Origin of the sequence: Sphingomonas sp. HITSZ_GF (assembly GCF_029543155.1) — a bacterium.
Taxonomy (GTDB): domain Bacteria; phylum Pseudomonadota; class Alphaproteobacteria; order Sphingomonadales; family Sphingomonadaceae; genus Sphingomonas.
Genome location: NZ_JARQXA010000001.1, coordinates 714393 through 731607 on the forward strand (window position 1 = coordinate 714393; position 17215 = coordinate 731607).

Annotated in this window: 17 protein-coding genes and 1 riboswitch; of the genes, 11 read left to right on the plus strand and 6 right to left on the minus strand. The window is 66.3% G+C overall.

Features of this window, described 5'->3' with window-relative positions:
- The first annotated feature begins 153 nt into the window (after positions 1-153).
- The 3 genes from P6144_RS03510 to P6144_RS03520 are packed head-to-tail and all read left to right on the plus strand — an operon-like array spanning position 154 to position 2639.
- Positions 154-1785, plus strand: a complete 1632-nt coding sequence (locus P6144_RS03510; RefSeq protein ID WP_277766320.1) for a phosphoenolpyruvate carboxykinase — start codon at positions 154-156, stop codon at positions 1783-1785.
- 38 nt (positions 1786-1823) lie between these two features.
- On the plus strand, positions 1824-2273 hold the full coding sequence (locus P6144_RS03515; protein ID WP_277766321.1) for a hypothetical protein: 450 nt from the start codon (positions 1824-1826) through the stop codon (positions 2271-2273).
- A 57-nt stretch (positions 2274-2330) separates the two neighbouring features.
- A complete protein-coding gene (locus tag P6144_RS03520) occupies positions 2331-2639 on the plus strand; it encodes a hypothetical protein (protein ID WP_277766322.1) in 309 nt (102 codons plus the stop codon).
- 95 nt (positions 2640-2734) lie between these two features.
- Here P6144_RS03520 and P6144_RS03525 read toward each other — a convergent pair whose 3' ends face one another.
- From P6144_RS03525 to P6144_RS03540, 4 genes are read right to left on the minus strand one after another with little or no spacing between them, the layout of a single operon-like run.
- On the minus strand, positions 2735-3058 hold the full coding sequence (locus tag P6144_RS03525; RefSeq protein ID WP_277766323.1) for a DUF2809 domain-containing protein: 324 nt from the start codon (positions 3056-3058) through the stop codon (positions 2735-2737).
- Positions 3059-3102: 44 nt separating this feature from the next.
- Complete coding sequence (locus P6144_RS03530; RefSeq protein ID WP_277766324.1) at positions 3103-4923, minus strand: DUF885 family protein; 1821 nt, start codon at positions 4921-4923, stop codon at positions 3103-3105.
- Positions 4924-4945: 22 nt separating this feature from the next.
- Complete coding sequence (locus P6144_RS03535) at positions 4946-5395, minus strand: NfeD family protein (protein ID WP_277766325.1); 450 nt, start codon at positions 5393-5395, stop codon at positions 4946-4948.
- Between the two features lies 1 nt (position 5396).
- On the minus strand, positions 5397-6386 hold the full coding sequence (locus P6144_RS03540; protein WP_277766326.1) for an SPFH domain-containing protein: 990 nt from the start codon (positions 6384-6386) through the stop codon (positions 5397-5399).
- Positions 6387-6449: 63 nt separating this feature from the next.
- Here P6144_RS03540 and P6144_RS03545 point away from each other — a divergent pair, with 63 nt between their 5' ends.
- From P6144_RS03545 to guaB, 3 genes are all read left to right on the plus strand, one after another.
- Positions 6450-7262 carry a CoA ester lyase gene (locus P6144_RS03545; RefSeq protein WP_277766327.1) on the plus strand — a complete coding sequence of 271 codons (813 nt, stop codon included), beginning with the start codon at positions 6450-6452 and terminating at the stop codon, positions 7260-7262.
- 65 nt (positions 7263-7327) lie between these two features.
- A complete protein-coding gene (locus P6144_RS03550) occupies positions 7328-7825 on the plus strand; it encodes a hypothetical protein (RefSeq protein ID WP_277766328.1) in 498 nt (165 codons plus the stop codon).
- Entirely contained in the window at positions 7794-9251 is a 1458-nt protein-coding gene (gene guaB / locus P6144_RS03555; RefSeq protein ID WP_277766329.1) for an IMP dehydrogenase, read from the plus strand. The genes P6144_RS03550 and guaB overlap by 32 nt, the downstream gene beginning before the upstream one ends.
- 3 nt (positions 9252-9254) lie before the next feature.
- Here guaB and P6144_RS03560 read toward each other — a convergent pair whose 3' ends face one another.
- Positions 9255-10289 (minus strand): hypothetical protein, encoded by a 1035-nt coding sequence (locus tag P6144_RS03560; protein ID WP_277766330.1) that lies wholly within the window; start codon positions 10287-10289, stop codon positions 9255-9257.
- A gap of 165 nt (positions 10290-10454) precedes the next feature.
- Positions 10455-10676, plus strand: a riboswitch (cobalamin riboswitch).
- Positions 10677-10858: 182 nt separating this feature from the next.
- Between P6144_RS03560 and P6144_RS03565 the strand changes: the two genes are divergently transcribed.
- The 3 genes from P6144_RS03565 (at position 10859) to P6144_RS03575 (ending at position 13758) form a co-directional block, all read left to right on the plus strand.
- Entirely contained in the window at positions 10859-11380 is a 522-nt protein-coding gene (locus P6144_RS03565; protein ID WP_277766331.1) for a hypothetical protein, read from the plus strand.
- Positions 11377-12300: a cobalamin-binding protein gene (locus P6144_RS03570; protein ID WP_277766332.1), complete on the plus strand. Its 924-nt coding sequence runs from the start codon at positions 11377-11379 to the stop codon at positions 12298-12300. The genes P6144_RS03565 and P6144_RS03570 overlap by 4 nt, the downstream gene beginning before the upstream one ends.
- Positions 12301-12393: 93 nt before the next feature.
- The gene (locus P6144_RS03575) at positions 12394-13758 is read left to right on the plus strand and encodes a hypothetical protein (RefSeq protein WP_277766333.1); all 1365 of its coding nucleotides are present in this window, start codon (positions 12394-12396) and stop codon (positions 13756-13758) included.
- A gap of 165 nt (positions 13759-13923) precedes the next feature.
- On the opposite strand, the gene purT is transcribed toward P6144_RS03575, so the two are convergent.
- A complete protein-coding gene (purT, locus tag P6144_RS03580; RefSeq protein WP_277766334.1) occupies positions 13924-15093 on the minus strand; it encodes a formate-dependent phosphoribosylglycinamide formyltransferase in 1170 nt (389 codons plus the stop codon).
- 373 nt (positions 15094-15466) lie between these two features.
- Here purT and P6144_RS03585 point away from each other — a divergent pair, with 373 nt between their 5' ends.
- Together P6144_RS03585 and P6144_RS03590 are read left to right on the plus strand one after the other, a co-directional pair.
- Positions 15467-16651: an RsmB/NOP family class I SAM-dependent RNA methyltransferase gene (locus tag P6144_RS03585; RefSeq protein ID WP_277766335.1), complete on the plus strand. Its 1185-nt coding sequence runs from the start codon at positions 15467-15469 to the stop codon at positions 16649-16651.
- Between the two features lie 29 nt (positions 16652-16680).
- Positions 16681-17199 carry a tetratricopeptide repeat protein gene (locus P6144_RS03590; protein WP_277766336.1) on the plus strand — a complete coding sequence of 173 codons (519 nt, stop codon included), beginning with the start codon at positions 16681-16683 and terminating at the stop codon, positions 17197-17199.
- Positions 17200-17215 lie beyond the last annotated feature (16 nt).

The following is a 17215-nucleotide window of genomic DNA, read 5'->3' on the forward strand; positions in this document are numbered from 1 at the left end:
TTGATTCAGGGGCGTAACCGAAACTTCTTTGCCGCTCAATCGGCTGACAACGTTTACTCGGGTTGACCCTGTTTCCGGCACGGGCTTATGCCCACGCAATAATATTGCACGGGGCGGCAACAGCCCCGGCAAAACCGACACCCGACAGGGTGCATGGAGACGGAGGCCAAATTGACCGAGCGCACGCCGCGCCACGGTCTCGATGCCATGGGCATCGGGACCGGCGCCGAACTTTTCTGGAATCTCGAAACCGCCCAGCTCGTGGAGCACGCCGTGCGCCACGGCGAGGGCAGGCTGGCCAAGGACGGCCCGCTGGTGGTCACCACCGGCAAGCACACCGGCCGCAGCGCCAAGGACAAGTTCATCGTCCGCGACGCTACCACCGAGGACAGTGTCTGGTGGGGGAACGTCAACAAGGGCATGACGCCGGGGCATTTCGCCGCGCTCAAGGCCGATTTCCTCGCCGAGCTGGCCGAACGCGACACGCTCTACGTGCAGGATCTTTACGGCGGCTCGCAGCCCGAGCACCGCGTCACCGTGCGCGTGATCAACGAGCTGGCGTGGCACAATCTGTTCATCCGCACGCTGCTGGTGCGCCCCGAGACGGGCGAGCTGGCCGGGTTCGCGCCCGAATACACGATCATCGACCTGCCGAGCTTCCGCGCCGATCCCGAGCGCCACGGCACCCGCAGCGAGACGGTGATTGCGGTCAATTTCACCGAGAAGCTGATCCTGATCGGTGGCACCGCCTATGCGGGCGAGATGAAGAAGAGCGTGTTCGGGCTGCTCAACTATCTGCTGCCCAGGGATGGCATCATGCCGATGCACTGCTCGGCCAATATCGGGCCGGAAGGCGACACCGCGGTGTTCTTCGGCCTGTCGGGTACCGGCAAGACCACGCTCTCGGCCGATGCCAGCCGCACGCTGATCGGAGACGACGAGCATGGCTGGTCGGACACCGCCGTCTTCAATTTCGAGGGTGGCTGCTACGCCAAGATGATCAACCTTTCGGCCGAAGCCGAGCCGGAAATCTTCGCGACCACCAGGCGCTTCGGCACGGTGCTCGAGAATGTCGTGATGGATCCGGAGTCGCGCACGCTCGACTTTGCGGACAACAGCCTCGCGGAGAACAGCCGCGGCGCCTATCCGATCGACTTCATCCCCAACACCTCCGAGCGCAACCTCGGCCCGGTGCCCCGCAACATCATCTTCCTGACCGCCGACGCCTTCGGGGTGATGCCGCCGATCGCCAGGCTGACGCCCGACCAGGCGATGTACCATTTCCTCTCGGGCTACACCGCCAAGGTGGCCGGCACCGAGATCGGCGTGACCGAGCCCGAGGCGACCTTCTCGACCTGCTTCGGCGCCGCGTTCATGCCGCGCCACCCGGCGGTCTATGGCAATCTCCTCAAGGAGCGGATCGCGGCGGGCAAGGTCGATTGCTGGCTGGTCAACACCGGCTGGAGCGGCGGCCGCGCCACCGATCCGGGCATCAAGCGCATGCCGATCAAGGTGACGCGCGCGCTGCTCAACGCGGCACTCGACGGCAGCCTGGCCCAGGCCAAGTTCCGCAAGGACCCGAATTTCGGGTTCATGGTGCCGGTGGCGGTCAATGGTGTCGACAGCGCGATCCTCGATCCGCGCGCGACCTGGGCGAACAAGGCCGACTACGACGCCACTGCCGGCAAGCTGGTCGATCAATTCGTCGAGAACTTCGCCCAATTCGCGGATCACGTCGATGTCGGGGTTCGTGACGCCGCACCGAAGGTAACCGCAAACGCCTGACTGGTCCGGTCATCGAACGGGCGCTAGGAGCCCGATCGATGACCGAGTTCTCGCCAAGACTGTTCGCCACCGACGCCGAGATCGTCCATCTCGGCGAAGGGCTGCTCGCCTGTTCGCTCGCCAAGGAGGAATGGACGCATGAGGCGCATCTTGCCGCCTGCCTCTATCTCCTTTCCGAGCGGCCCGATGTGGACATCGATGCCGAGATCGCCGGGCTGATCTCGCGCTTCAACGAAAGCGTCGGCGGGGTGAACAGCGATACGGGCGGCTATCACGACACGATCACCCGCGCCTATGTCGCCGGCGTGCGCCTGTTCCTGTCGCAGACCGGCGAAGCCAGCCTGCTCGGCCGGGTCAATGCGCTGCTGCTGTCGCCGATCGGGCGCCGCGACTGGCCGCTCGGCTTCTACAGCCGCGAGCTGCTTTTCTCCGTCCCGGCCCGCCGTGGTTTCGTGCCTCCCGACCGCGCGCCATTGCCATTGGGCTGAGCCGAGTCGGCGTGCTAGATACGCTTCCGTTCCGAACCCTCGTAACAGGAGCAGTATATGAGCATTCTCGACGGCATCCTCGGCCAGGTCACCCAGAATGTGGACGTGGCCAATCTCGCGGCAAAGGTCGGGCTCTCGCCCGAGCATGTCGAGCAGGCAGTGCAGGCGCTGGCCAAGTTCCATCCGATGGACGTCGATACCGCTGAAGGCGCGGCCGCCTCGACCGGCTTGCCGGTCGACAAGCTGCAGGAGATCATCGGCCATATCGGCGGCGAAGGCTCGCTCGGCCATTTCGCCAATCTGCTGAAGGGCGATGGCGCCGGCATTCTCGGCCAGCTCGGCGGGCTGTTCGGCGGGAAGCAGTAAAGACTAGCCAACACCCCCGTCATGCTGAACTTGTTTCGGCATCCAACCCGCTTCCAGGCGATACCGCTGGTGGAAAGTTGGACCCTGAAACAAGTTCAGGGTGACGGGGATTTGAGAAGCCGCTCGATGCCCAATGAGGCCAATGCCCCTGCGGCATAGGCGACAAAGTCCAGCCACTCGAAGCTGCCGCCCAGCACCACGCGCAGCACCCGGCCGTGCAGGCCGAGCAGGTCGAGCACGTGGATCGCCTGGCCGAACTCGATCAGCGCCGCAATCCCGAAGGCTGCGGCAGCGGCGGGCAGGGGCCGTAGCGGCAGCACCGCGCGCAGCCCGCAATAGACCAGCACCACCGCGAGCACGTCGCCCAGATAGGGCCGCACGAAGCGATCGCGCACGAACAGCGCGATGCAGACCTCCACGATGAAGATCGCCGCCGCCAGCGCGGCATGGCGCGGGCGCCAGGTCAGCCCTTCCGCTCCGCGATATGCCGGTCGATCACATGGCCGAGCACAGTCATCGGCACGTTCCCGCCCAGCACCACGGCATCGTTGAACGCGCGGAAGTCGTAGCGGGCGCCCAGCGCCGCCTGCGCCTTCTCGCGCAGCCTGACGATCGCGCTCTGGCCGACCTTGTAGCCGCATGCCTGGCCCGGCCAGGAACAATAGCGATCGACCTCGCCCGAGACTTCCTCCACCGACGAGCCGTTGTTGGTGACGAACCAGTCGATCGCCTGCTGGCGCGTCCAGCGCTTGGCGTGCAGGCCGGTGTCGACCACCAGCCGGCATGCGCGGAAGCCCATCGACTGGAGATAGCCGAGCTTCTCGGCCGGGTTCTCGGCATAGACGCCCAGTTCGTCGGCCAGCTGCTCGGCATAGAGCGCCCAGCCCTCCGAATAGGCGTTGAACGCCAGGATCGAGCGGATCAGCGGCATCTGGTTGGCATATTCGCCCTGCCAGACATGCCCCGGAATGCCTTCGTGATAGGCGAGGTCGGGCAGGCTGAACCTGGTGTGCAGGCCGGTGGTGCGCAGGTTGAGCCAGATCTTGCCCGGCACGGTGCCGTCGATCGATCCGGCGCCGCCATAGGCACCCGGTGCACCGGGCTCCTCCTCGAGCGGCAGCCGCTTCACTTCGAGATTGCCCTTCACCAGCGTGTGGAATGCCTGGGGCATGCGCCCGCGGATGTCGGCGACGCGCTCCTGCATGAACTTGATGATCTCGGCCCGGCCCGCGTCATTGTCCGGGAAGGTGAAGCGCGGATCCTTGGCCAGCGCTTCCATCCGCGCGCCGACCGAGCCCTGCGAATAGCCTTCCTTCTTCAGGATCGCGTCCATCTCGGACTGGATCTTCGCCAGCTGGTCGAGGCCCATCTGGTGGACTTCGTCGGGCGTCATCGTCGTGGTGGTGCCCGCGCTCAGCGCCCAGGCGTAATAGGCGTCGCCGTCCTTGAACTTCCACACACCCGCGTCGCTGGTCGCGCGCTTGCGGTGTTTCTCCAGCTCGGCGATCTGGCGGTCGAGCGCGGGGGTCAGCTTGTCCTTGGCGAGCAGCCAGGCACGCTCGCCGAAATCGCCGTCGAACCCGGCGGTGCGATTGGCGACCGAGGTGACCACGCCCCAGCCGGCGGGATTGCCGCTGCGCGCGATCTTGATCTGCTTCAGGCACTTGTCGAGCAGGAAGTCCGGCGCGATCACGCCCAGCGCGGCGGCGCGCTTCAGCCGCTCGGTCTCGCCATCGACCTGCTCGGCATAGCTTTCCAGTCGGTCGAGATAGGCCTCGCCGTCCTCCGCGCTGGCGATCTGGTGGTCGCTGTCGAGCATGCGCGGCGTATCGAGGAACGCCCCGACATTCTGCACAACCACATAGGGCGAGTTGCGCCAGCTCCCCGTCGCGACGTCGCCATAGCCGAAGGCGAAGCCCTGCAGCGCGTTGGAGAAGCTCGCCTGGATCACATCGACATGGGTGCGCATCGCCGGGCTCAGCGCGTTGAGGTCGAGCTTGGCGATGTCGGCCAGCGCCTTTTTCAGGTTCGCGGCGATCTTGGCCTGGCCCTTTGCCGATCGGTCCATCAGCTGGTGCTTCAGGTCGGCGCGCTTGCCCTTGTCGACGCCCAGCGTGGTCGCTGTCTCGGGATAGTCGCGCAGCATCTGCTCGGCGATCCGGTCGATCAGCGCCTGGGCGGGCGCGTCATTGTCGGCAGCGCGCGCGCAGGCGGTGAGCGGGAAGCCGGCGAGCGCAAGCGTCGAGCCCGCGCCGAGCAGCAACTGGCGGCGAGTGGTGTCCAACTCAAAACTCCTCAAAGAAACATCAGGCGGGCTCGACGTCGAGCGAGCCGCCCCTTGCGCCGGTGATGCGTACCTTGGCGCCGGCGGGCGCATCCGGCCCGTTGGCCAGCCATTCGCCGTCGCCCACCTTCACCCGGCCCTGGCCCGATGCGATCGGCTCCACCACCGTCACCACCTGGCCGATCAGCCGGGCGACACGGTCGTTGAGCAACGGGTCTTCGCTCGGCACCGGGTTCCGGCGATACCAGCGCCGGCCCACCGCGACCGCTGCCGCCGACGAAGCGGCGAACAGGAACACTTCGAACATGAGGTCGAAATTGGGGACGAGCAGCGTGACGATGCCGGTCACCGCGGCGCCGGCGGCAATGAACACCAGGAAGATGCCCGGCGCCAGCAGCTCGGCGATCGCCAGCAGCGCCGCTAGGATCAGCCAGGCCAGCCCCGGCACCGCCAGCAACTCGTTGAGGTTCATCTCAGCCCTCCTTCGGCTCGAACGGGCGCGGGCGCGGCGGAGTGGGGGGCGCAGGCGGGCGCGGCGCGCCGCCATTGCTGCCGGCCAGCGCATCCTTGGCTAGTTCGCCGATGCCGCCCAGCGTGCCGATCAGCTGCGTCGCCTCGACCGGGAACAGGATCGTCTTGGCATTGGGGCTGGTCGCGAACTTGCCGACTGCCTCGACATATTTCTGCGCGATGAAATAGTTGAGCGACTGGCTCGAACCCTGCTCGATCGCGTCCGAGACGAGCTGCGTCGCCTTGGCCTCGGCCTCGGCCGAGCGCTCGCGCGCCTCGGCGTCGCGGAAGGCGGCTTCGCGGCGGCCTTCCGCCTCGAGGATCTTCGACTGCTTCTGGCCCTCGGCGCGCAGGATCTCGGAGGCGCGGGTGCCTTCTGCCTCGAGGATGTTGGCGCGCTTCTCGCGCTCGGCCTTCATCTGCCGGCCCATCGCGTTGACGATGTCGGCGGGCGGGCGGATGTCCTTGATCTCGACGCGGGTGATCTTCACGCCCCAGGGCGTGGTCGCGTGATCGACCACCGAGAGCAGCCGGGCGTTGATCTCGTCGCGCTTCGACAGCGTCTCGTCCAGGTCCATCGAGCCCATCACCGTGCGCAGGTTGGTCGTGGTGAGCTGGAGCAGAGCGATGTAGAGGTCGCTGACTTCATAGGCGGCCTTGGCCGCGTCGAGGACCTGGAAGAACACCACGCCGTCGGTGGAGATCATCGCATTGTCCTTGGTGATGATCTCCTGGCCGGGGATGTCGATCACCTGCTCCATCATGTTCACCCGGCGGCCGACCCGGTAGAAGAAGGCGGGGTAGAAATTGAAGCCCGGCGTGGCGACGGTGGTGAAGCGGCCGAAATGCTCGATCGTGTACTGATAGCCCTGGCGAACGATCGTAACGCTGGAGAAGAGGTAGAGCACGACCACCGCGGCCACTGCGCCCAGGAAAACATTGAGTACGAGCATTCGACTCCCCCTTAAGACTCTTGGCCCTTCACGATTTGCCTCTTGCTAGCATAGAGAGCGGCCATGACCACAGCCCGTCTCGCACCGCGCACCGCGCTATTCCTGCCCGCCTCCAATCCGCGCGCGATCGAGAAGGCGCGCGGGCTCGCCGCGGATCTGGTGATCCTCGACCTGGAAGACGCAGTGAAGGACGCGGACAAGGCCGCCGCGCGCGCCGCCGCTGTGGAGGCGGTGGCGACGGGATTCGGCCCGCGGCTTGCCGCGATCCGGCTGAACGGGATCGAGTCGGGCGAGCATTTGGAGGACGTTGCTGCAATTGCCGGCTCGGTCGCCGATTTCGCGGTGCTCCCCAAGGCGGAAAGCGCGGCGGACGTTGCGCAGGTGGCAAGGGCGCTCGGCAAGCCATTGCTGGCGATGATCGAGACGCCGCTCGGCGTGCTTGCTGCCGCCGAAATCGCCGCGGTGCCGGGTGTCGCGGGGCTGATCGCCGGCACCAACGATCTTGCCGCCTCGCTCCGCCTGCCGCCCTCCAGCGGCCGCGCGCAGATGTCGGTCGCGCTGCAGACGGTCGTGCTCGCAGCCCGCGCCGGCCAGGTCTGGGCGATAGACGGCGTGTTCAACCGGCTCGACGATCCCGAGGGTCTTGCTGCCGAATGCCGCGAGGGCAGGGCGCTCGGCTTCGACAGCAAGTCGTTGATCCATCCGGGTCAGATCGAGACCGCCGCCGTCGCCTTTGGCCCCACCGTGCAGGAGCTTGAGGATGCCCGTGCGCTGATCGCGGCTGCGACGGGCGGCGCAGAGCGCTATCAGGGGCGCATGATCGAGACGATGCACGTCGATCAGGCGCGCGCGCTGCTCGAACGGGCCGCAGATTAAACCGCTATGGAACATTACGGGGGTCTGATCCGCCTCCGTAACGATCTTCCCTCTACAAAGGGGGTATGGCCGACCTGCCGACGCTGCACCGCGACCTGCTCGCGGCGCTCGACGAGATCGAGATGCTCATCGCGCAACCCGAGTGCGATGCGCTGCGCCTGTCGCGCGTCCGCCTCTATATCTCCAAGGTCAATGGCGAGCGCCGCAATCGGGTCGATGCGTTGTGCGAGCAGCGCGAGCGCCAGGCCACGGGAGTAGTCGCCCGGCAATTCGCGGCGCTGCGCCAGTCGACGATCGAGCACCGCATCGAATATACGATGCATGTGGGCCTCTGGAGCCCGCAGAAGCTGGCGCAGGACTGGCCGGGCTATTGTCATGCCGCGCTGGCGCTGGCCCGCAGCATCCGGCAGCAGGTTGCGATCGAGCGGGCAATGCTCTGCGCGTCATCTCCCGATGCCGACCCCCTAGCGCTTTCGCACCCTCGCGGTTACATGGGCCGCCAACTTCCGAATCAGGACATTGGCGCACCCCATGGACATCCCCCTCGGCCTCACCTTCGATGACGTTCTCCTCTATCCGGGGGAATCCGAAGTCCTGCCGAGCATGGCCGACACCCGTACGCGGGTAACCCGCGGCCTTTCGCTCAACATTCCGATCCTTTCCTCGGCGATGGACACCGTCACCGAAGCCGACATGGCGATCGTCATGGCGCAGCTCGGCGGCATCGGCGTCCTCCACCGCAATCTCGACATCGAGGAGCAGGTCGAGGCGGTTCGCGCGGTCAAGCGCTTCGAAAGCGGCATGGTCGTCAATCCGATCACCATGGCGCCCACGGGCACGCTGGCCGAAGCGCAGGCGCTGATGGCCCAGCACAAGATCAGCGGTATCCCGATCGTCGAGGCGTCGGGCAAGCTCGCCGGCATCCTCACCAACCGCGACGTCCGCTTCGCCGAGCGTCCGGACCAGCTCGTCTCCGAGCTGATGACGCATGAGAACCTCGCCACCGTCCGCGCCGGCGTCAGCCAGGAAGAGGCGCGTCGCCTGCTGCACCAGCGCCGGATCGAGAAGCTGCTGGTCGTCGACGATGCCTATCGCTGCGTGGGCCTGATCACCGTGAAGGACATCGAGAAGGCGGTTAACTACCCCAATGCGACCAAGGACGCCGCCGGCCGCCTCTGCGTCGCCGCCGCCACCACCGTGGGCGACAAGGGCTTCGCCCGCACCGAGGCGCTGGTCGATGCCGAAGTCGATCTGATCGTGATCGACACCGCGCACGGCCATAATGTCGAGGTCAGCCGCGCCGTCGAGCGGGTGAAGAAGCTCTCCAACCGCGTGCAGGTGATCGCCGGCAACATCGCCACCGCCGAAGCCGCCAAGGCGCTGATCGGCGCGGGCGCGGACGGCATCAAGGTCGGCATCGGCCCGGGCTCGATCTGCACCACCCGCGTTGTCGCCGGTGTCGGCGTGCCGCAGCTCACCGCGGTGATGGAAGCCGCCAACGAAGCGTCGAAGCATGACGTGCCGGTCGTCGCCGATGGCGGCATCCGCACCTCGGGCGATGTGGCGAAGGCAATTGCCGCCGGCGCCTCGACCGCGATGATCGGCTCGCTTCTGGCGGGCACCGAGGAAGCGCCGGGCGAGACCTTCCTGTACCAGGGCCGCGCCTACAAGTCGTACCGCGGCATGGGCTCGGTTGGTGCGATGGCGCGGGGCTCGGCCGACCGCTATTTCCAGCAGGACGTCAAGGACCAGCTCAAGCTCGTCCCCGAGGGCATCGAGGGTCAGGTGGCGTTCAAGGGCCCGGCCAAGGACGTGATCCACCAGCTGGTCGGCGGCGTGAAGGCCTCGATGGGCTATGTCGGCGCCGCGACGATCGACGAGTTCCAGAAGAAGGCCCGCTTCGTCCGCATCACCAATGCCGGCCTGCGCGAGAGCCATGTCCACGACGTGACGATCACGCGGGAAGCGCCGAACTACCCGACGCGCTGATCGCTAGCGCCGGTTCGCCTCGGGAACGGCGCGCAGGGCTGCGTTGAAGGCGCCGGCCTGTCCGCGAAGCGTCTCGTCGAGGAAGCCGAGCACCAGCCCGGTTGTGGCGGCATGGGCGCGTTCGCCGCCGATCGGGCCGAAGCGATTGCGGCGCTGCGCCTCGGGCACCAGCCCGGCCGGCAGCAGCGCGGCGTCGGCGAAGTCGAAATGCCGCAGCGTCGCGATCTGCACGATCGTCGCGTCCGGATTGCCGCCGGCCACCATCTTCCAGTCGCCCAGCCGCCGCGCCACGCTTGCTTCGCTTTCGCCGTCGGTCTTGCCGATCAGGTAGAGGATCGGGCCGGAGGCCGCCGCACTGCGCGCGGCCCCCGCGAAATCGCCGTCCAGGTTCACGGCGACGGCGCCGTTCGGTAGCTGGGCGAGCGCCAGTACCGAAGCAGCGCCGCCGATCGAGTGGCCGATCAGCCCGATCCGGCCGGGCGCGAGATGCGCCCCCAGCGCAGTGCCCTTCGCCCAATCGCGCAGCGCCGGCACCAGCGCCGCCAGTTCGCCTGCCGCCGCGCCATATCGCTCGGCGCCGGCGGGCGGCGACCCGAGCGGATGCGTCATCGCCACGACATAGCCGTGGCTGGCCAGAGCCTCGACGAACAGCCGATAGTCGCGTCCGCCCATGGTGGCGCCGGGGCTGAAGACGAGCAGCGGAAACCGTCCTTCGGCAACCGGCGCGTCGGCCCGGGCATGGCCCGTCATCGCCAGCAGCGCCGCGGCTGCATCCGCGCCGAAGCGTCGGGCCAGGCCGGTGCCATAGGGCGAGGGCAGGGGCCCATCCGCCTGCGGCTCGATCCTGGACGCGGCGGCGGGATAGTAGAGCCAGACCGGCGGTTGACCTTCCGGCGAAGCCTCGATCCTGCCCACCGCGAACCGGCCCGAGGGCTCGATGCGCTGCAGCGCCGCCACCGCGCCGGCCGGCGCCTGGATCGTGGTGGGGTCCCGAACCGATTCCTGCGCGCCCGATCCACAGGCGGCCGGCAGCATCATCAATAGGACGGGTGCGAGCATCCGCCCGCCAGGCCTGGACATCATCGCCCGATCCTGCCCCGCCGGGAACGATCCTGCCAGCGTGCAAATCGGCCCGGTTTCACCCATTGCGCTTGCGCGGCGAAGCGGCGCTGGTTTATCCAAGGTCCGTGGGGTGGCCAAACCACCCCGCATGATCGCGCCGGTGCCCGAAAGGGCTTCAAAGGGAATGCGGTGCGGGCGGAGCGATCCGCCCTAGTCCGCGGCTGTCCCTGCAACTGTGAGCGGCGAGTTCGATGCGCTTGGCTCCCCGTCAGAGGGAGCGGCCACTGGAGGAATCTCCGGGAAGGCCGTGCATCGGGCGACGACCCGCGAGCCAGGAGACCTGCCGGCGTCTGGTCGCTCTTGCCTTGGTCCAGGGAATGGCCCGGGCACGGTCACTCCGTCTGAGCGACGAACCTGAGCGGCATGGGGCCGCAAGGGTGCGCCGGACGGGGGATCAGCGCCCTCCCGACCCTGCGCACCGCCGTGCGTCCGCGCCCGGCAGGTCCCGTGCCGTCGTCGACCGGCGCCGAGGGAAGGACCGAATTTTGAACCTGGAACGCAGCGTCCCCTGGGCGGCCGCGCTTGCCATCGCCACCGTCGGCGGCAGCCTTGTCGCCGCCTGCCTGATGCCCTTCGTCGCCCTCGCCGCGATGGCCGCGTCCACGCTGCCGCGCCGCGAAGGCGTGGCGACGATGCTCGTGGCATGGGCCGCCAACCAGCTGCTCGGCTTCACCTTGCTCGGCTACCCCCTCGATGCCGCGACCCAGGGCTGGGGCGTGGCGATCGGTGTCGCCGCGCTGGCGGCCTATGGCGTGATCGCCACCGTAATCGCCCGCTCGAACGCGCTCCTTCCGCTGCTCGGCGCCGCGGTTCTCGGCTTCATTGCCTATGAGCTGGTCCTCTACGCCTATGGCGCCGCCGGCGGCGGTACCGGCGCGTTCACCCAGGCGATCGTCCTGCTGCTCGCCAGGAACGAAGTGCTGTGGCTGGCCGGGCTGCTCGTGGTGCGCGCCGCCGTGCTTCGGCTTGCGCCGGGCTGGGCACCGTCGCTCCGCGCTGCCGCATGAGCGCCGTCCCCCGGATCGTCTCGCTGCTGCCCAGCGCCACCGAAGTCGCTGTCTCGCTCGGCCTGGGCGAGGCGCTGGTCGGCCGCTCGCACGAATGCGACTTCCCGCCCTTCGTGCGCGACCTGCCGGTCTGCACCGCCACCAAGCTCGAGAAGGGCCTGCGTTCGATCGAGATCGACCGGCGCGTGCAGGAGATCGTTCGCCAAGGCCTGTCGGTCTATGAGGTCCATGCCGATCTGCTGCGCAGCCTCAAGCCCGATCTGATCCTCACCCAGACGCAGTGCGCAGTCTGCGCGGTCACCCCGGCGGACCTCGAGGAATCGCTCTGCGCCTGGACGGGCATGGCGCCGAACCTGCTCTCGCTCGCGCCCGACAATCTGAGCGATGTCTGGGGCGATATCCGCGCGGTCGGCGCGGCGACCGACCGCGAATTCGCCGCCGAGAAGGTGCTGCTGTCGCTCGATCACCGGATGGACGCGATCCGCGAGCGCTCGATCCGCCGCGGCGCCACCCCGCGCGTCGCCGCGATCGAATGGTTCGATCCGCTGATGGCGGCGGGCAACTGGGTGCCCGAGCTGATCCAGATCGCCGGTGGCGAGCCGCTCTACGTCACCCCCGGCCAGCACTCGCCCTGGCTCGATTGGGACGTGTTCGTCGAAAGCGATCCCGATGTCATCGTGCTGATGCCCTGCGGCTACCAGATCCCCCAGAGCCGCGCGGATATCGACGCGGTGGTCGGCGATCCGCGCTGGGCCGGCCTGCGGGCGGTACGCCACGGCCATGTCTTCATCGCGGACGGACACCATTTCTTCAACCGGCCAGGCCCGAGGCTGGTGGAATCGGCGGAGATCCTGGCGGAGATCTTCGATGCCTGGGCGGGCGAGCCGGCGCTGGGCGGGATGGGGTGGGAGCGGTTTTAGCGGCCTAGGCATCCCAATAATGTCACACCGTTGACGGCTCGACAAACACTCCCGAATCGCGGACATTCTACCTGAACAGGGGAGGGGTGCCGCGTGACTGCTGAAATCGCATTGCTGAATAAGCTTGCCGTCACATTAGCGGCTGACAGTGCTGTGACCATTGGTGGCGGAGCAGGTACCAAAATATACAACTCAGCGGATAAGATATTCGAGGGAACAAATTACGATCCTATCGGTATCATGGTCTATAATAGCCCAGAGCTAAGCGGGGTCCCCGTCGAGTCGATCGTAAAAATGTTTCGTGATCGAGTATGTGTATCACATTACGCGACGGTATTCGATTTTTCTGAAGCTTTTCTGAAGCATCTTGAGGAGATAGAAACGCCAGATGTAACCATTAATTCTAACATTAGATCACTTATCGCGGCAAAATTGATCGGTCTTCGTGGCGCTATCCAAGCTATCACAGACGAGTTTTTTAGGACGCTCTCTTCCGCAGAAAATCCGACGGTTGAGGGCGCGCTTGAAGCTCTTGAGGAGAGTATAATTTCCTATTTGGATAGCGAACTAGGCAGAGTGTCCAGCTTACCTGCTCGCGAATGGTCTGACGGTATTACCAAGGACGATGTAATAGAAGCGCACGGCGATTCTATAAGTGAATTCATAGATGCAGTTTTTGAAGATGATCCTCCTTCTGTCGAACGAAAAGTACGGCTGGTTGATATACTTTCTTGGTCTCTATTGAGGGAGTTTCAGAAATCCGAACTTACTGGTCTGGTTTTTGCAGGGTTTGGGCAGAATGAGATATTTCCGTCCCTAGCGGCATATGAAATTTATGGCACAATCGCAGGAAGGCTGAAGTTCGTTGAAACTGCACATTTCGACGTGGATCGGAAGTTAGTTCCGGATGCCGTGGTCATACCATTTGCTCAGAAGGAGATGGTTGATCGATTTATGTATGGGCTAGACAGTGAGTTTTTAGAGGTCTGTCACACCTATTTCTCCGGCGCACTCGGGAAACTGAAGGACAACCTTGATGAGCTCCTGGCTGGAGATGAGACTGGTGTCAGTGACGCAGTCCATCCTGCAGTTGACGCGATTCTTGGGGAATTTCAGAGCGAGGTCGTCCCAGGGCATCTAAATAGACTGCAGAAGGAATTTTCGGACATGGTGCGATCCATGCCGAAGCAGGAGCTTGCGGCTCTATCCGAAAGCTTGGTTCACATTACATCTCTAAAGCGAAAGTTTTCTACGGCTGCCGAGTCGGTGGGTGGCCCGATCGATGTCGCAATGATAACTCGCGCGGAGGGATTCGTGTGGGTGAAGCGGAAACACTATTTCGACCCCGCGCTTAACCCTCGGTACTTTTTTAGACATTATGGTCACGGCATTGAGAAAAGGCCTGTTGGCATCCCTGATGCCGACGCGATCACTGGGAGCGAAGCGCATGGCGCATAGCGTATTCGACCGGAATCCTACGCAGCAGACGCCGAAATTTCATCGTCCGGATACCGCCCGAGAGGCTGCACAGAAAAGCGTCGATCGCGTATCGCATTCTTTGGATAGAATTTTCGACGATGCGAGGAAGGCTGCAAAGTAACTTGTGGTGAGTTGGGATGGGGCTCAATCTCCATACCCAATCCGCACCAACCCCGCCGCCTCAGCCGCCACCCGCCGCGCCGCATCGGTATCCCCCGCCGTCGCCAGCGCCACCCCCATCCGCCGATAGGGCCGCGAATTCGGCTTGCCGAAGATCCGCAAATCCACGTCGCCGCCCGGCACCACCAGCGCCTCGGCCAGCCCGTCGTAGGACAGCGTCTCCGACGCCTGATCCGCCAGGATCACCGCGCTCGCCGACGGCCCCCGCAAGGCAATCGACGGGATCGGCAGGCCCATCACCGCGCGGGCATGCAGGTCGAACTCGCTGAGGTTCTGCGAGATCAAAGTGACCATGCCGGTGTCGTGCGGGCGCGGCGAGAGTTCGGAGAAGATCACCTCTTCGCCCTTCACGAAGAACTCCACGCCGAAGATGCCGTAGCCGCCCAGATCATCGACCACCTTGCGTGCCATCTCCTGCGCGTCGGCGATCGCCTGGGCCGACATCGCGGCGGGCTGCCAGCTCTCCTGATAGTCGCCGCGCTCCTGGCGGTGGCCAATCGGCGGGCAGAACAGCACGCCGTCGCGGGTGCGGATCGTCAGCAGGGTGATCTCATAGTCGAAGGCGACGAATTCCTCGACGATCACGCGCTTGCGGTCGCCGCGCATATTGGCGACGGCATAGTCCCAGGCGGCCTCGAGCTGGTCCGCCGCGCGCACCGTGCTCTGGCCCTTGCCCGAGGAGGACATGACCGGCTTGATCACGCAGGGCAGCCCGGTGTGTTCGGCGCCCGCCAGCACCTCCTCCAGGCTCTCGGCGTACCGGTACCGAGACGTGCGCAGCCCCAGTTCGACGGCGGCGACTTCACGGATGCCGTCGCGGTTCATCGTCATCTGGGTGGCGCGGGCCGAGGGGACGATGGTGAAGCCTTCGGCCTCCAGCTCGGCCAGCACTTCGGTGCGGATCGCCTCGACTTCGGGCACGACATAGTCCGGCCTATGCTTTTCCACCGCGGCGCGCAGCAGTTCGCCGTCGAGCATCGAGAAGACTTCGAAGCCGTCGGCCACCTGCATGGCGGGCGCGCCTTCATAGGCGTCGCACGCGATCACGTAAGCGCCCAGCCGCTTGGCCGAGATCACGAACTCGCGGCCGAGTTCGCCCGAGCCGAGAAGCAGGATCTTCGCCGTGAACGCCATGTGCTTGCCTTCCTGATTGGTTGGCGCGGCTGTGGCGGGATGGCGTCCGCTTGTCCATTCCCCAACTTCATTCCTCTCCCGGAGGGAGAGGGGGACCGCCGGCGAAGCCGGTGGTGGAGAGGGAACGCCACAGGCGATATCGCTCGCTGCAAGCCCCCTCCACCAGCTTCGCTGGTCCCCCTCCCCCTACGGGGGAGGATTTTCAGATCAGCGCGCGCCGCCGCAAGATTTCGCTACCAATGTAGGATTTCCTCTGCTTGAGCAGAGCGATGCCGTGCGCGCCGAAAAACTGCCCGCTTGCCCTCCGCGCCAGGCTCCGCAGCGCAAAGTGGAATGATTTGTCGCGACTCCCTTCACTTTGGAGCCCGGGTCAATGAATCCCGCGGCCCGCCTCCAGGCAGCGATCGACCTGCTCGACAGGATCACTGCGGCCGCGCGCGATCAGGGCGGATCGGCGGATACGATCATCGCCAGATGGTTCGCCGAGCGCCGCTATGCGGGCTCGAAGGACCGCCGCGCGATCCGCGAGCTGGTCTATGACGCGATCCGCATGCTCGGCGAGCGGCCGGAGAGCGGCCGCGCCGCGATGCTGGCGCTGGTGGCGCGGCGGCCCGAGCTGGCGGCGCTGTTCGATGGCTCGCCCTATGGCCCCGCGCCGATCGAGCCCGGCGAGCCTGTGGCCGATGCCGGCGTGCTGCCGGCCTGGCTGGCCGATGCCTTTGCCGCCTCCGGCCTCGATGCCGAGGAGCAGGCCGCGCTGCTCGAGCGCGCGCCGCTCGATATCCGGGTCAACACGCTCAAGGCCGATCCCGCGGTGATCCAGGCGGAGATTTCCGGCTCGGTGCCGCTGCCCTGCCTGCCGGCCGGGCTCCGCGCGCCTTCGGACACGCCGATCGAGCAGCTGCCCGCCTACAAGGACGGCCAGCTCGAGGTGCAGGATGCCGGCAGCCAGTTCGTCAGCCTCGCGGCGGGTGTCGAGCGTGGGCAGCATGTGGTCGACCTGTGTGCGGGCGGCGGCGGCAAGACGCTGGCGCTGGCTGCCGCCATGGCCAATCACGGCTCGATCCTCGCCTGCGACATCGATCGCCCCCGGCTATCGCGGCTGATGCCGCGGGCGGAGCGAGCGGGGGTCTCGATCGTCGAGACACGCCTGCTCAATCCGAACCAGGAAGCGGGCATGCTCGCCGATCAGGTCGGCCGCGCCGATGTGGTGCTGATCGATGCGCCCTGCTCGGGCACCGGCACCTGGCGGCGCAACCCCGAAGCGCGCTGGCGGCTCACCCCGCAGCGCCTGGAGCGTTATGTCGCGACGCAGAAGGCGCTGCTCGATATCGCCGCCGATCTCGTCCGCCCCGGCGGTTCGCTCGTTCATGTCGTCTGTTCGCTCCTCGATGCCGAGGGGGCAGGGCAGGCGCAGGACTTTCTCGATCGCCATCCCGGCTGGATCGCCGAGCCGCTGTCGCTCGGTGCCGGTACGCCGCGCGGGCCGGGCCTGCGCTTCACCCCGCTCGGGGACTCGACCGACGGCTTTTTTGTCGCGAGGATGCGCCGGCCATGATAGCGACGGGGCAGATTTCGGAGAATGTGATGCGTTTCACTGCGATTGGGGCGGCCGGTGCGCTGATGCTGCTCTCGGTTTCGACGTCGCTGATGGCACAGCGGGCAGACAATCAGATCGATCCCCGCTCGGTGGAGCTGGTCAGGCAGGGCCGCGCGGCGCTCGCTGCCGGCAATGTCCCTGGTGCCGGCGACCTCCTGGAAAGCGCGCTCGCCGTCGATCCGCGCAATCGTGATGCCTTCATCACCCTCGCCGAGATGGCCCGCAGCGCCGGCCTGCCCGGCAAGGCGATCCGCCTCTACCGCGAGGCGCTGAGCCTCGAGCCCAACGACACCGCCGCGCTGCGCGGCCAGGGCGAGGCGATGGTCGCCAAGGGCGCGATGGAGCGGGCCAAGGAAAACCTCGCCAAGATCGAGAAGCTGTGCGCCAAGGCCTGTGGCGACGCGACCCAGCTCTCCGCCGTGATCGCGAAGGGGCCGCCGGTTACCACCGCCCAGGCCGATCCGGCCCCGAGCGCCACGCCGACGCCGGCAGTGAAGCCGAACTGAGCCTGTTTGCGACACG

Bases quoted from the DNA above. Each gene is read 5' to 3' on its own strand.
- P6144_RS03510 (WP_277766320.1), top strand. From the start codon at position 154: ATGGAGACGGAGGCCAAATTGACCGAGCGCACGCCGCGCCACGGTCTC.
- P6144_RS03515 (WP_277766321.1), top strand. From the start codon at position 1,824: ATGACCGAGTTCTCGCCAAGACTGTTCGCCACCGACGCCGAGATCGTC.
- P6144_RS03520 (WP_277766322.1), top strand. From the start codon at position 2,331: ATGAGCATTCTCGACGGCATCCTCGGCCAGGTCACCCAGAATGTGGAC.
- P6144_RS03535 (WP_277766325.1), bottom strand. From the start codon at position 5,395: ATGAACCTCAACGAGTTGCTGGCGGTGCCGGGGCTGGCCTGGCTGATC.
- P6144_RS03540 (WP_277766326.1), bottom strand. From the start codon at position 6,386: ATGCTCGTACTCAATGTTTTCCTGGGCGCAGTGGCCGCGGTGGTCGTG.
- P6144_RS03545 (WP_277766327.1), top strand. From the start codon at position 6,450: ATGACCACAGCCCGTCTCGCACCGCGCACCGCGCTATTCCTGCCCGCC.
- P6144_RS03550 (WP_277766328.1), top strand. From the start codon at position 7,328: ATGGCCGACCTGCCGACGCTGCACCGCGACCTGCTCGCGGCGCTCGAC.
- guaB (WP_277766329.1), top strand. From the start codon at position 7,794: ATGGACATCCCCCTCGGCCTCACCTTCGATGACGTTCTCCTCTATCCG.
- P6144_RS03560 (WP_277766330.1), bottom strand. From the start codon at position 10,289: ATGATGCTGCCGGCCGCCTGTGGATCGGGCGCGCAGGAATCGGTTCGG.
- P6144_RS03570 (WP_277766332.1), top strand. From the start codon at position 11,377: ATGAGCGCCGTCCCCCGGATCGTCTCGCTGCTGCCCAGCGCCACCGAA.
- purT (WP_277766334.1), bottom strand. From the start codon at position 15,093: ATGGCGTTCACGGCGAAGATCCTGCTTCTCGGCTCGGGCGAACTCGGC.
- P6144_RS03585 (WP_277766335.1), top strand. From the start codon at position 15,467: ATGAATCCCGCGGCCCGCCTCCAGGCAGCGATCGACCTGCTCGACAGG.
- P6144_RS03590 (WP_277766336.1), top strand. From the start codon at position 16,681: ATGCGTTTCACTGCGATTGGGGCGGCCGGTGCGCTGATGCTGCTCTCG.